7 protein-coding genes are annotated in these 13,470 nt (G+C 55.1%); 1 reads left to right on the forward strand and 6 read right to left on the reverse strand.

The features are described 5' to 3' along the window. Positions 1–212: 212 nt before the first annotated feature. From ACSOSP_RS19305 to ACSOSP_RS19315, 3 genes are all read right to left on the reverse strand, one after another. Positions 213–1,163 (reverse strand): hypothetical protein, encoded by a 951-nt coding sequence (locus tag ACSOSP_RS19305; RefSeq protein ID WP_455312479.1) that lies wholly within the window; start codon positions 1,161–1,163, stop codon positions 213–215. 611 nt (positions 1,164–1,774) lie between these two features. After that, positions 1,775–5,170, reverse strand: coding sequence for a patatin-like protein (locus ACSOSP_RS19310; RefSeq protein ID WP_455312480.1), 3,396 nt, complete (start codon positions 5,168–5,170; stop codon positions 1,775–1,777). 1,023 nt (positions 5,171–6,193) lie between these two features. Continuing rightward, the gene (locus tag ACSOSP_RS19315) at positions 6,194–7,252 is read right to left on the reverse strand and encodes a catalase (protein WP_455312481.1); all 1,059 of its coding nucleotides are present in this window, start codon (positions 7,250–7,252) and stop codon (positions 6,194–6,196) included. A 764-nt stretch (positions 7,253–8,016) separates the two neighbouring features. Between ACSOSP_RS19315 and ACSOSP_RS19320 the strand changes: the two genes are divergently transcribed. Beyond that, the gene (locus ACSOSP_RS19320; RefSeq protein ID WP_455312482.1) at positions 8,017–8,601 is read left to right on the forward strand and encodes a DUF308 domain-containing protein; all 585 of its coding nucleotides are present in this window, start codon (positions 8,017–8,019) and stop codon (positions 8,599–8,601) included. A 124-nt stretch (positions 8,602–8,725) separates the two neighbouring features. Here the strand turns inward: ACSOSP_RS19320 and ACSOSP_RS19325 are convergent, their stop codons facing one another. The 3 genes from ACSOSP_RS19325 to ACSOSP_RS19335 all read right to left on the reverse strand — a co-directional run bounded on the left by ACSOSP_RS19325 (position 8,726) and on the right by ACSOSP_RS19335 (position 13,171). Beyond that, positions 8,726–9,649 (reverse strand): sterol desaturase family protein, encoded by a 924-nt coding sequence (locus ACSOSP_RS19325; RefSeq protein ID WP_455312483.1) that lies wholly within the window; start codon positions 9,647–9,649, stop codon positions 8,726–8,728. Positions 9,650–10,632: 983 nt separating this feature from the next. Further along, entirely contained in the window at positions 10,633–11,070 is a 438-nt protein-coding gene (locus ACSOSP_RS19330; protein ID WP_455312484.1) for a hypothetical protein, read from the reverse strand. 499 nt (positions 11,071–11,569) lie between these two features. Beyond that, positions 11,570–13,171, reverse strand: a complete 1,602-nt coding sequence (locus tag ACSOSP_RS19335) for a hypothetical protein (protein ID WP_455312485.1) — start codon at positions 13,169–13,171, stop codon at positions 11,570–11,572. Between the last annotated feature and the right edge of the window lie 299 nt (positions 13,172–13,470).

The following is a 13,470-nucleotide window of genomic DNA, read 5'->3' on the forward strand; positions in this document are numbered from 1 at the left end:
GTTGCGGACGTTCAGGCGATGAAGTCGTTGAGGCAGTTCCAGGTCGCTTCTCTACCGTTCGCACATCGTTGGCCGCGAATGTCAGGTTTCGCTGACAGCGAATGTGTGCTCCCGACCCGAGGCGGACGGTGGGCAGTACCACTTCGGTGCGTCCGGTTCGGGCGGCAGTAGCAATAGCTGCGGCAGAATATTTGAGTGCATCAACGGCTTTTTCAGAGCGGATGCCGAAACAGTGAAGCGTACTGCATGAGTCTGTAAGCAGACTCCAGCGCCTTCTCAATGCCAGTCAACTGCGTGTCTAAGTCGAGGGTCATATCGATCGCCGGTATGTCAATCGCCAACGAAGCTGTTTCGCCCTTTTGCACGGGATGAATGTCATCTGGCCAGTCGAACTTCATGGCCAGGATCTCATCCACCGTGTGCTTCTCGAAACCGAGTTCCATCACCTGTTGATCGAACTTGTGATGCAACTTCACGCCCCTTGGGAAGTTGATTCCTTTCAAGATGATCCAAGTCGATTTGCTGCCGCGATTCTTCGGACGTGCCATCTGAATACTTGGATGCCGCTGTTTAAGATATATCCAATATGCCAAGTGAAATTCTGTAATCGCGGCGTTGACTGCCATTGTGTAGCCGCGTCGTCCCTGATCTATTGCGGCCAGCATAACGTAGTGCCGCCATACCGCACGTCGCCCTTGTCCTTGTTGCTCCCTAAACCAAGCTTCGATCTTCTCGTACGAAATACGGTGCTGGTACGCGGTCTCCGGGCCAACTGCGTTGAGATAGCGCTCAGGTGCACAGATAACAGTTCTGTAACTGTCAAGTTTTCCCCCTTCTACGAGCCTTCTCCCGCGCAGATGATAGCGTTCCGCCTGTCGGTACTGGGCGGGAGCGCTAACTTTGTTCTCGATAAGAATGCCGATTCGCCTCCCTTCTTGTAAGACGCGAAGGACAAGGTCACTCTCACCGTCCGTGTCGGAGAGACTGTGCCACGCCCCCGCTGCCGTGACGTTGTATAAGCTTAGCTGATAACAGAACCATGCGACGAAATCGTTGCTGACATGGAATTCCTCCAACAGCAGCAAGTCGATATCTCGCTCAGTCACCGAAGCCAGGTAGCGTCCAAAGTGGCTATCTGGTTCCACAGAAATGGACTGATCCATGTCCGTCGATTCCTCAAAGTGCAAAAAAAATAATAGTTAGTGATCCTTTCGACGATTTTGGAGGCAGATCCGCGCAATCAAAAGTGGATACGGTACTGCTTGCCCCACGATGACGCGCCGGTTACCGAACATTGTCCATTTGCATGTCGCCGACCCGCAACGCAAGAGTCGGCTGTTAATGGTAAAGCCGACGTTCGAATGAGTCCTGGAAGGTGCGAACACATGTCCCTTCCCGCCCGATGCCCACCACGATCAAAAAGGTTATCGTTATGGGCCGACTTTCCATACGATGCAATTCATAGCCTTACTGTGCTCGAAATACCGAGTAACTCGAGGTTCATGCCCCGGGCAACCAGCGCGATAGACGCGTCTTTGCTGATGTCTCAGCGAGTACCCACTGCTCCTATGAAAACCGCAGCAACATTTACCCCTACGATCCCGTGCCGACTATGTGCGAGAGTGCGGAAAGAACACGCGGAAACAAATTCTGCCCATTGCCCAAGCCGTCACTTCGATGGGAGGTAACGACGACGAGTGCTATGCAGCGGAGCTCTGCGAAACCTTCAGTCTGTGCACCACGATCGTCTCCTCTTCTATTGCATCACGGTTTCCTATCCGTCTGGATCGGTCGTGGTGTCGCCAGGGGGGCTCGCGGAAGCACCACCGGAGCGACCTGGGCGGCCGGTGAGCGCCTTCCAGTGTCCGCGCGCCGCTCGCTCCGCTTCGATCGAGATCGGGAACGTCTCCCAAATTGCGATCAACAAACCGATGCAGACGATCACGGCAAGAACGAGGATATGTATCGAAGCCGTCGCCTGCTCGTTCGCTGTCGCATCCTTAGACTCGAGCATTCCGCCTTCCCAAACGCCCGCGACGATGATCACGATGAACCCGATCAGCCATTGCATCCACTGGAACCGTTCAAAGGCGACACTAAGCGTCAGGAGCGCAACCGCAAGCGCAACCGCCCCGAGCACTAGTCCCTTTGTCGCGATGGCTGCAGCAAGCAGAAGTACCCAGACAACCATTCCGACGGTACGCGGAGACCGGACGACAGAAGCCAGCAGGCCATACGCTAGCATCGCCCATGCAAACGTCACGAGTGAATTGGGTGCAGAACTTGGCTTCACAAACACGGCAAAACACACCAGCGCAAGACCCGCTGCCAGAATGCCGCCATTCAGTGCAGCGCTCGTCCTTGACTGGCGAGTCAGACCGCGGGCAACGAAGTAGAAGCCGAGGATCGGCACCTTGAGCGTGGCGAAGAGTGTGCTGACCGGCCCAAGCTTGGCTGCCTTGCTGGCCAGAAGGCTCTGCAACGTGGCGGCGGAATGCGTGATCGTGCGCGTGAAAAGATCGGAGCCGGCTTCGTCTTCGAGACATTCATCGGCGATCAGCCCGCTTTCTAGGCATCGGCGCGCTTGTTCTGGAGAAAACGGTCGCGATTTGATGGTCGCGACGTCCTGCTCGCCCCCGAAATTTCGCAGCAGGGCCTCACTTGGACCAGACGCGTCCGCGCCGTTGGCCTGATCGGCGTTGATCGAGGCGATGAGCTCTGGTAGCTCGATGCGCAGGATGCCGTAGTGTAGCCGCATCGTTAGGACTTTGGCGCAGACTGGCAACGTGTCTGGCAGGCGTGCTTCCAGCGTGTCCAGGAAGGAAAGCTCTTTGCGGATTTGGCCGAGGTAGTCTTCCTTTTGCCATTCCGCCGCAACGTGATCCTGCAAGATGTCCGACGTGATCGAATCAAGCGCGATATCGCAGATCTGAGCAACGGCCTCTTTTCTTCGCCTGAAGTAGAAGCGATGGATGCGCTCCGGATTCAACAAAATCCGCACGAGCCGTTCCGCTCCGTCGAGTCGACCGAAGATCCAATCGTTGGCGCGCCACGATTCTTTGTAGAATGCGCCGAAATGCGCCAATTGCAGGCCGAGCAGCTTTTCCTTCGCCTTGCAGCGCTTGCCGATCGGACTCGCCGAATCGCCACTGATCTGCGCGAGCTCGATGACGGTGTCGGAGTCGAGACTCGCGTGATCGTTGAACGAGAATTCGATGACCTCAAGCTGAAGCAGCTTGTAGATGACTATCTGTGCGGCATCCTGATTGCACATAGAATCGACATGCAGAAACTGGGCGAGTGCTCGCAGGTCACGGGCTTCCTGCATGTCGGGCTGGCGCAGGCGCCCGCTATTGAGGCTTTTCTCGGCGATGTCGAGCGCGAGCTTCGAGGTCTCGTTCACGATGGCGGCCACCGCGTGTGCGCGAGCCGCGCAGTTTTGGCGACGGCTGCTGTCGGAAAGCAGCATGAACATGTCGAGAAAATCAGCCTCCGTTGCCGCCGCACCGGGATCGGAATTCGCAGCGCTCACTCGCGCGCTGAGCTTTTTTAGCAACACCTCGCCGTTCTTATCCCAGATGCATCGCTCGTCTCGGCGCATGGCTGTTAACAGACGGATCTGCTCATAGGCTTGCGCCCATAGCAATGGCAACCCTTCAGCGATGGCCGTAGGAGGCGCGTCGAGCGCGGACGACGACTCCTGATCCCAGTCACGACCCAAAACGTCCCACGCAGCATCCGCGCGCGGCGGCGGATCGCCCCAGGTTGCTGCGCGCGGTTCTTTACGCTGATGCGGCTGCGGCGGCGCGGGCGGGTCGAGCGGCGGTGAAGCATAGTCCGCTAGATCCTGTGCCTTTCGCAAAAGGTCGAGCATGATCTTGGCCGCGAACTCGACGGGAAACAAACCCCATTGCCACGTCTGCGGCCGATTGGCCGGGGCGTCGGGACTATCGGGCCATCGCAGAGGAATCCAGTCGTCCCACGGGGTAGCCATGAAGATCGCCTTAAGCTGCTCCCGGCCGTGCTTCCCGATGGCGCGCAGACCGCCCGCGAGTGAGGGATCCTCCGACCGTGCAACGATCTTGGGCAGTGCCGTGTACACAAAAATCTCGAAGGTAACGGCGAGCCGCCGTTCTCGATACACCTCGAAAAGTTGTGCCGGGAGCACAGCAAAATCTACGCTTTTTAGGCAGCGGGTTAGCGTGGCGACGCTGTCTCGGCGCTTGCGCACCGTCTCGTTGTGGTCGCGGATCTCGGCGAGCTGATCCGATATCGACTGCGACTGCGGGATCCCGAGCACGCTTTCGGCCACCACGACGCCCACCGGCGGCATCTTTCGACCGCGCATACCGGGCGGCGGCCCGTCTCCAGGATCGGGATTGATGTAGGCAAGCACTCGCCGTACACAGCCGCGACGCTCCATGCCGAATACGGCCTTCAGCGCACCGTTGAACGGCTTGTTGTCGAGCAATCCACCGTCGACGACATAACGCGGTGTCTTCAACGGTTCGCCCGCCGAATCCTCCAGGTATTTGTCGAGGTTGCTGTCCAGCGACAGCAGCGACGGTTCGAATGCAAATGGAAACGATGCCGTCGAGCGGGCTGCGCGCGCGAGGTGCGCAATGATTTCATGGCGTGGTGAAAAATCAGTGTCGCCGTCGGGCACGCCCGAATGGATGAAGTGGAAATTAGCGCGATAGTCTACGTCGTTTATCTCGACGCCCAGATCGTCGACGGTATGGCCTCGTCGTCCGGTGAGCAGCGTCGTCGTGAGCCGCAGATCAATGGGCGTCGCGGCAACCGGAAACGTTAAAGCAGGAGCTCGCGCCAGCTTCTCAAAGGCCTCTGTGAGCGCCGGCAAAAAATATTCGTCGCCTTTGAGCAGGGATCCAGGATTCTTTCCCATTACTGGACGCAAGAGGTTGGCTAATGCGCCAGTCTTGAACCAAAGACTGCGCAATTCGCTGAAATCGCCGCTGTACAGAAGCGCCAGCGCGAGCGCTGCACCGTTAATGCCACCCGCGCTCGTTCCGCTGATCACATCTACGCGGGCCGTGCTGCGGGTCATCGAAAGCAGCCTTTGGTAGACCGGATGGTTCTGCTTGACGAGATCGAAGATCTCGTTGGTGACGCCGCCCATCCACACGGCCAGGCTGACACCGCCATTCATCACGAGCGCGATACGCAGTTCCTCGCAGCCAACATCATCACTTCTGGCTTCGCTCATCGGCTCTCTCCAGGATTGTGGATCATGGCGCGAGCGGGCCGCTTAGCGAAATCGTCTCTGTCGGGACAGGCGATCCTGTGTATCGGGCCAGCACCTGCGATCATCAAGTTATAGGAGCGCAGAAAGCGTGCTTCAAGCTGGTCATATAGTGAAAATCCGCCGAAGCTATTGAATTTGAATCTTCGAGATGACAACAGATTTTCAGTGTTGGCAACGCACCGTTCGGGACGTTGTCGCACGCGATTCGGCTTGCCCTCGTCAGGTTTATCCCTACACATCGTTGTACAGCTTACTGGGGACAATTGTTTGGCCGGTGTTCGAGGCGAGGAGGAGGCTGGGCGGTTAGCAAAGACGGTACAGCGACAATCCGGATCTAACGGTTTGATACGAGTGAATCGCTGTCGCCCCACAACTGACGGTCGCACTGTGTTAGCGCGACGACCGCTTTTAAAAATAAAGCGGACATGCGTGCGGCCGCAGGTCGATGGCAACCATCAACATCAGATTCGCGGAGACATCGATCCAGAAGATAATCAACTCAGCTATGATCGGTAGTTCCACGGAAGCTCTCGTCGAAAAACTAATAATATTTAGACTGGCGCTTAAAACGTCATGGAATGGTCGTCCGTAATAAACAGACTGAAAATGTGCGGCAAATTTCTCTTTGACACGCCGCTCACCTACTTGGTGGGATACTTCGCCGCCATGCTAGTCTTCGCGATTCCCTAATAAGTCAGCCCTTGCTTTCCCTCGAACTGTGGGCCGGCTTGCACCAGTCGGCAGATAGAGGTGTCAGGCTTTTGCGTGCCAGTGGTCATCGCTTCTCCAGACAATAAGCGCCGACGGCGGCGAAATTGAGAGCATACGACGGCACAATACACCTACGCACTGACAGAAAACGGTCACCGCTCATTGGCCGTGTACCGTGTGCTTTGCTCCAATAAATTATGTGCAGCCTCACACCGATCAAAGGTGTTTCCGCGCCTCGTCGGTCGACAGTAGCCCGCGGTCCTTGCGGTTTGCGGCGCTGGCCGCGTACACGGCCTTGCGGGCGTGCGTGATGCCCAGCGGCTCAAAGCCATTGCCCGGGTTGAACGCCATCTGATTGATGCACGTTTCGTCATCGGCGGAGGGCAACGACGAAATCTCCAGCTCGCCGATCGCAATCGGCGTCCCCGCCCACACAACCGATGCATCGTGTACCGGCGTGCTTTCTTCATCCGTGAAGAGCTGCACGCAGAGTTGCCACTTGAGCGGGCCTTTCTGCAAGCGGTTCAATAAGTCCTCGCGCAGATAGCTGTCGCCGTGGCGATCGCCGTCTGTGCCCTGCATGGTGGCGTCGTCGGGTTGAAGCGAGTACTTGATGGCGGCTGTCCCCAGCTTGACCACCGAGCCCCAGAACCGCTCGGTCGCCAGACTGCCCACTGAGCGCAGCTTCGTCTCCTTCGCCAGGATCGCGACGATGCGGGCTGTCTCGATGGGTCCCAATTTGCCGCCGAACACCTCCATCGATGCTTGCTCCAGCGCACCAACGGCGCCCTTCGCGATCTGGGCGACGAGGATATCGGCGAAATCCATGAACTGCACCGCGTTCCTCGCGTGCGAGCGGCCGCCCTCGTTGGTCATGAGCAGATCGGTTTCAGTGCCCTGCAGAGTGAAGAACTTGAGGGCGACGCCGCGCACGTCGGCGGCACTGTCGGAAAAGGGACACGGCTGGCCGTTCGAAAAACGGCAAGCCACCCGATAGGAAAGTGATGGCGCAAGAGCGTTCTCTTTCGCGAAGGGTCCCTGTTGCAATGCGGGAGGAATCGTGTCGAAGATACGCAGCGTGCCGAAGGCCCCGAGCGTTTGCTTCTGGTGCTGGCCCCGGTCGATGCGTCCGTCCAGATGAGTCTTGCTGCTGGCTGCGATCGTCGCTTGCTGCGCCTTGATTTTCTCGACGAGGGCAGCGATCACATTCGCATCATCGGATTGGTCGATCCAGCCTGTGCCGCTCTCTGCGTTTTCGGATGTGTCGTTTGTCATGCTCTGCCTCCATCAAGGGTTCGCTGCGCCGGCCCGGAATGCCGCACGTGCGCCGATACTTTGCCGCGTCGATGCTGATCCCTCGACGGACCTTTGGGTATGTACCGGCGTTTCGGTAAATCGCTTGCCATGTTCACTGCGCAGCCGATCAATCAGCTCTGCGTAACGGGGAATGACACGCTTCGTCTGTCGTGGCGCCAGCCGGACAACGACTTAAGGCGGCAGACGTCGAGCGAGAATACGGATGCACTGTCGCAGGAGAGCGGGTATCTAAAACACATCGTAGACTACGGCGCAAGCAAACGCATCATTCCTCCTGCGCCCGGCTGGAAATCATTGAATCAATGCGTCGCGTGCGAATGCGGCTAACGCTCGGGCTGTGAAAGCGCGGACCTGCCAGCGCCGGTGTGCCGGAATTCCGTGCGCGGCTTCATGACGATAGCCACACCCGTCGACCACGTACCTACCTCACGAGAGGCGGCCGGGCCCGGTCACCCGCTCCTGGCAGAACGCGAAGCGGTGACTCGACGCGAAAACCGAGGGCTGAAAAGCTCGGGTACGGCCGATCGTCCGTGGAGCAGAGAGTCGACGAGCGCATCGGTCATTTGACCGATGCCGTCAAGCCAGGCCGAATGCCATTATCTTTACCAGAGCAGCCTTCATGTCGCGAAAGCGCTGGCTCAGTCCTGCCGACAGCCGAACTCGGCAATAGCGCGGCGCGTAGCCAAAGGCGACGCGGTCGACAAAATTTCAGAGGAGTTTCAATGGCTATTCATTCGTCAGATACTGCTCGCCTTCAGGGTGAGCAGTGGCTTAAACACTATTACTTTACCCGTGCCGCGTTTTCTGTTGTGTGGGTCGCGCTCGTATTCGCCTTTGGGCAGCATGCCACGGCGATTGGAGCCGCACTGCTCATCGTCTATCCCGTGTGGGATGCGCTGGCCAATTACGTCGACATGTCACGTAGCGGTGGAATGCGCGAAAACCTTACTCAGGCGCTCAACGTCTTCGCTAGCGCGGCGATAGCGATTGCGGTAATAGTGGTATTGAGGGTTGATTCTAGCCTGGTGCTCGATGTATTCGGAGTCTGGGCGGTTCTCTCGGGATTACTTCAGCTTGGCACTGCCGTTCGCCGCTGGAAGCGCTTTGGTGCGCAATGGGCAATGATTTTGAGCGGGGGCCAGTCGGCGCTGGCTGGCGCGTTTTTCATCGCGCAGGCCCATGCAACAGTGCCTCCCGCTATTGTCAAAATAGCTGGCTATGCAGGTGTCGGCGCGATCTATTTTCTGGTCTCCGCGTTGTGGCTATCGGCCGGAAAGCTACGGCGGAAATTTACTTCGGCAACCTAAAGAGCTGGATTGCGATGACCTGTTGATGGCCACACGATACTGACCCAACAGTGGGTCAGTATCCAGTGAAAATCAGTGGCAGCAGCGGTTTCAATGGAAATGCCACAGCGAGTTTGATATTCCGTCAGCGTCCCTGCGTACTGACTGGAGCCGTGCGACGTGCGGCCAGATCCTGCTGACGTAGCGCTTCGGTTGTCTGGCTAGAACCGTCCACGTGCCAGCCCGGCGGCAGCATCACGTAGCGGATCGCAGTCCACACGCTGCCCGCCGACATGACATCACGGGCAAGGCTGACCCAGTGTTCGAATTCGACGACTAACGGATTGCGAGAGCGCGTTGGTGTCGTGAGACCGTAGCGGCACGGCTCGTCAGCGCGTTCTTCGACATACGTACCGAACAAGCGGTCGAATATGACGAGCACGCCGCCAAAGTTCGCATCGAGATAGTCCGCGTTCGATGCGTGGTGCACGCGATGCGCCGAGGGCGTATTGAACACATATTCGAGCCAGCCGAGTTTCGGGGTCCATGTGTTATGCAGCCAAAATTGATAAAGCAGATTAAAACTCAGCGTCGCCAGCACGATTTCCGGACGCACGCCAAGCCACACGAGCGGTGCGAAAAACATTGCGGAGCCGGTCAGCTTGCCGGTCAGGCCAAGCCGGTAAGCAGACGAAAGCGTCAGTTGATTGGGTGAGTGGTGAACCGCATGCGTTGCCCAGAAAAAGCGAATGCGGTGCGACGCGCGGTGGTACCAGTAGTAGCAGAACTCCTGGCCGATAAAGAGCAGGAACACCATCAACGCGCTGTTGAGCGTGACGGTGAAGATCCGGTGATCCCAGGCAAGCGCGAAAATCGGGGTCGCGAGCGAAAGCGGTAGCAGTGCGAGCAGCTTGCGACCGGCGACATCGGCCAGCGAAATCCACACTTCATACCAATCGAAAGGCATGGCGCTATTGCGCTGTCTGCGGGTGAGCACACATGCCTCGATCAGCGAGACAGCAATGACGAACAACGTAGCGCAAAGAGCGATTTTTCCAGTGGTAACCATGATGGGCAGATAAGCGGTTGAGATTGGACGCGTCGTTTGCGGGAAAAGGCTGCTATCGCGTCGGGTGAAGCTAATGTAGTGTTCGGTCCGGTTAAAAACCATGCGAAAACTATGTCGCCAGATGTCGCGGAATTCCGCCCGTGACTGGCAAGCCGCGGTGCGGAGTCGGTGCTCCGGCGGCGCCCCGGCGATGGACCGTGACAGACTAACGTTTTGTCAGGCGTATCCAATTGCTTTCCCACCGACCAGCAAGGTCCGTTGAGGATTATTCGACGCCTACCAACACGCGCGCGACGGAGCATTCACATTCCTGCGGACGATGGCAGGCGCCGATAACGCTAAACGACAGCCGAACGTCGGGAATGACCGACCACTTGTCCTTCATGTTGCATTGGTAACCGGGCAGGTCGTCGGCCGGAGCGGCCGTTCGGGATGCCTCGCCGTTGCGCTGCTACGAATGTCCGCTGGCATGAAGATCGAATGAGTCTTCTCGACCCAAATCGGACGTTCCACATGTCGAAGCGAGAGTGTCCCTTTCCTACGCGGGAGCTGACATTCGTTACGGATATATTATTTCCAGATCATCAGTCGTTTTGCGAAGCTACGACAATTGCCCCAAAAAAAATTTGGCACCTTGCGAACATGGGAACTATTGAATAATAAGACGCCGGCCTCTTCTATCCGCGAATGAACACCTCCGCCTCGAAATTGTTGACCGACTCGTCGCATTCGCAAAGAGCGATATCTTCGCGAAGCGCCCGCCTAAATCTCAGAGCGCGAGAAGCGTTTTTCCTTCCCAACCTTTTCTACCTGACGCCAACCGTCGAGCCTCCCCGTCTTACACCGAGCTGCCGCAGCTGCGGGGACGACCACGCGACGTTGAATTCCAATTCATGCGGAGTATCGACTTTAACGGTAAGAGAATTTCCGAAACGGATAAGATCGCCTCGATAGCAAACTTGAAATTTCCAATCTGCGGACCTCTAGTGCCAACGTGCCCATAAAGTAGCAATCATCATAATCGTCGTTGTAGTTAATGATCCAAATTTCATCTGTCTATCCCGACTTTCACGTTCGTTAGGATTTGCTCCGAGCGTTTGCCAGCGGAAGAACCAGACCGCAACTAGCCCAACCAACAAAAATGCGGCTAACACGCCTATGGCCGGGACCGTCGACGTTAGCGTAAGGGCCATCGCTGATACAGTTGACAGCAAAACACTTACCAGAAAGCTCACCTGACGATAAACCTGTATCGCAAGAGTAATCGCGAGGTCGTGCGGCACGCCTTGCAACTTAGTGTCGCGTGGCAAAATTATTGTTAACGTGTTCTGAGCTATCGTGGGGACCCCTTTGGCAAGAGCTTGAATTAAATACGATAAAAGAAAAGGCAAAAAAACCGCAATAAAATCGTTCGCAGTCATTTTTGTGCCTATTAGTCAAGGCAGATGTGAACGCTTTTCGGCGTCAATTCAATGCCGTGACGTTTTTCGGCTCCGTCGGTACTGATCCATTCAGCGTCACCCGTTATTAAAAATTCGACATTAAAATCACGTTGATCAAGCGTGTTTGGGCAACAGGCTCTAACCGAAATGCTTTTTCGGTCGCCTCGCCAATATAGTTGCGTAGCTGCCGCAACCGGAAGACTCAACTTGCGACCTCGGTCGGGTTCGCAAGCCGATTTTTCACCCTTGCATAAGACGACACCATCCGTATCTGCTTCATACGAAATCTTCAAACCTCTAAATCGTACTCCTCCCATCGAAGTAAGGACCGTCAAACGGTGCATAGCTGTGATAGGTTGTGTTATTTCGCTAGAGGCGCAATTAGTTACGTCACACTCACACTCCACCGAAAGATAAGTATCGTAAATTCCATGTTTTCCCACTGGGGATACGCTAGGCATCGCATTTTCTCCATGAGCTAACTAACAGCAGGCAGAGTACGTATAATCGCGTTTGTCAAGGCGCGTCGCTGAGCGTGTTTCACATGTGTATTTTGGATAAATGTCGAAATCGCAGATGCACAGCGAAGGTGAGTAGTTAACCTTATACATTGAGGAACCGTGTTTGTCGAATCCAGATCATAATAGAAATCTCCCACGTCAAGCGCGATTCTAATTGCACGCAAATCCCACTCCGATTCGAGCAACCCAGGCACCAATTCTTCCAATGGCAGGTCAAATGGTAAGTTGTCGACGGCTTTATGGATGACACGATCACTCAATACAAAATACACACCGTGATACTCTTTCTCCAATACTTCCAATGAGTGGTGGATCTTCATCCATTCAACTGCTGACTCAATAAATAGCCTGCTTGCCTTCAGGAAATCTCGCATATCGACATTCGTTGGCCACCATACTGATGCATGATCTTTAAATGCGTCGGCGCAGAATAAGAGCGGGCCGCTACCGGAACCCTCTGTTTTGAATCTTACAGTTATTTCTGTAATATCATCTGCAACCTTCTTAGACACATCGAGGTGATCTTGAGATAAAATTAATCCTTCAGGATCCAAATCGGCGACCGCTTTTCGACTAAATTGCTTGAAATCTTTATTTAATTTCGATGCAATATATTTTGTTTTTGCAATTATTTTATCGAAAGTTTCTAATGTTGTTCTGTACGTAGGAGACACAGATAGATCTCCAGCGTAATTCAAATTGATAGCCTGACCAGTAGACGAAAGGGCTTCTTGCTCAAGCCCTCCCAATTCTATTTTTCTTAACGATCTTCTATTTAATTCTCTAGAAGTGTCTGAAGTAATCAACTCGATCACTGGTCGATATACGTTCGTATAAAGCGCGTCAAATCGAATAATACTCCTAAGGACGTCTTGATTAAGAGGCAGGTGAAAATTCGAACGACCTTCATGCCTGTGAGGGATCGGCCGCGATGACTTTTCAACATTATTGATGCGTGCATGCAAATGTTTTAGTTCAGACTCTGCTTCTTCTGTTATTCTCGTTGCTCGCTCTCCGTATCGCATTAGTCGAGCATAGTAAATCGCTAGTTCTGGCCTTCTTGCTAAAGACGTACGGACCAAAAATTGGTCTCCTGTTTCGAAGAGTGGATCAGCATCCCAAGTAATTCGCTCGAACACTCGAAGAGGTACTCTTGACGAAGTAATTAAAAGAAAAAAATATGGTTGATCGGAATCGTAAAATCGATTGTTTAACGCGCAGGTCATGGCGTAGTTATGTGCGTCAATGTAGTTGACGTCGTCGCCACGTAGTGGGCGCAACGATGACAATTGACTGTGTGCCTGCGATAGCACTTCATAATCTGGAGTTAATGAGTCAGTCGATATTAGTGTCGACAAGGGGCGCACCCGCCCCGTCTCAAAAAGTTCCGACAAGCGCTGCAATGCAGCGTCTTCCTTACTGGCCGCAGTGACGGCCTCCTGAATTGCTGCAGCAACCTCGCCGGTTGCCGGCGCGTCAGCAAATTGCACGGGGTCATCTTGAAATTTCCCGGCGTGCAGAAATGCGCGAACAAAAGGTTGATCAGTGAGCTTTTCCAACTCGGCGCGAAGTCGGCGATGGTCCAAGGCATGCCGACTGAGCTTGTATATTAATTCTCTAATTGAACCAGGAGGAAGGTAAAAGGTTAAACCACTATCAAGAAGAAGGTATCTAATTAGATTACGATGCTGGGACGGGGACGATTCGGGCCACACATAAGCGTGGAGCTCCGAAAAATCCAACAAAAAGACTACGTCGTGGCCGTCGCGTTGGCATCGAATTAAATCCGCCGCGACGGACCCAATATCTCGCCGCCACGCACCGATCGCTGATGCAACAGCGTGCAGATCGTTTTTGT

It is taken from the genome of Caballeronia sp. KNU42, from assembly GCF_053760385.1.

Excerpts from the sequence above, each read along its gene's own strand:
- ACSOSP_RS19305 (WP_455312479.1), bottom strand. The coding sequence starts at position 1,163 with ATGGATCAGTCCATTTCTGTGGAACCAGATAGCCACTTTGGACGCTAC.
- ACSOSP_RS19310 (WP_455312480.1), bottom strand. The coding sequence starts at position 5,170 with ATGAATGGCGGTGTCAGCCTGGCCGTGTGGATGGGCGGCGTCACCAAC.
- ACSOSP_RS19315 (WP_455312481.1), bottom strand. The coding sequence starts at position 7,252 with ATGACAAACGACACATCCGAAAACGCAGAGAGCGGCACAGGCTGGATC.
- ACSOSP_RS19320 (WP_455312482.1), top strand. The coding sequence starts at position 8,017 with ATGGCTATTCATTCGTCAGATACTGCTCGCCTTCAGGGTGAGCAGTGG.
- ACSOSP_RS19325 (WP_455312483.1), bottom strand. The coding sequence starts at position 9,649 with ATGGTTACCACTGGAAAAATCGCTCTTTGCGCTACGTTGTTCGTCATT.
- ACSOSP_RS19330 (WP_455312484.1), bottom strand. The coding sequence starts at position 11,070 with ATGACTGCGAACGATTTTATTGCGGTTTTTTTGCCTTTTCTTTTATCG.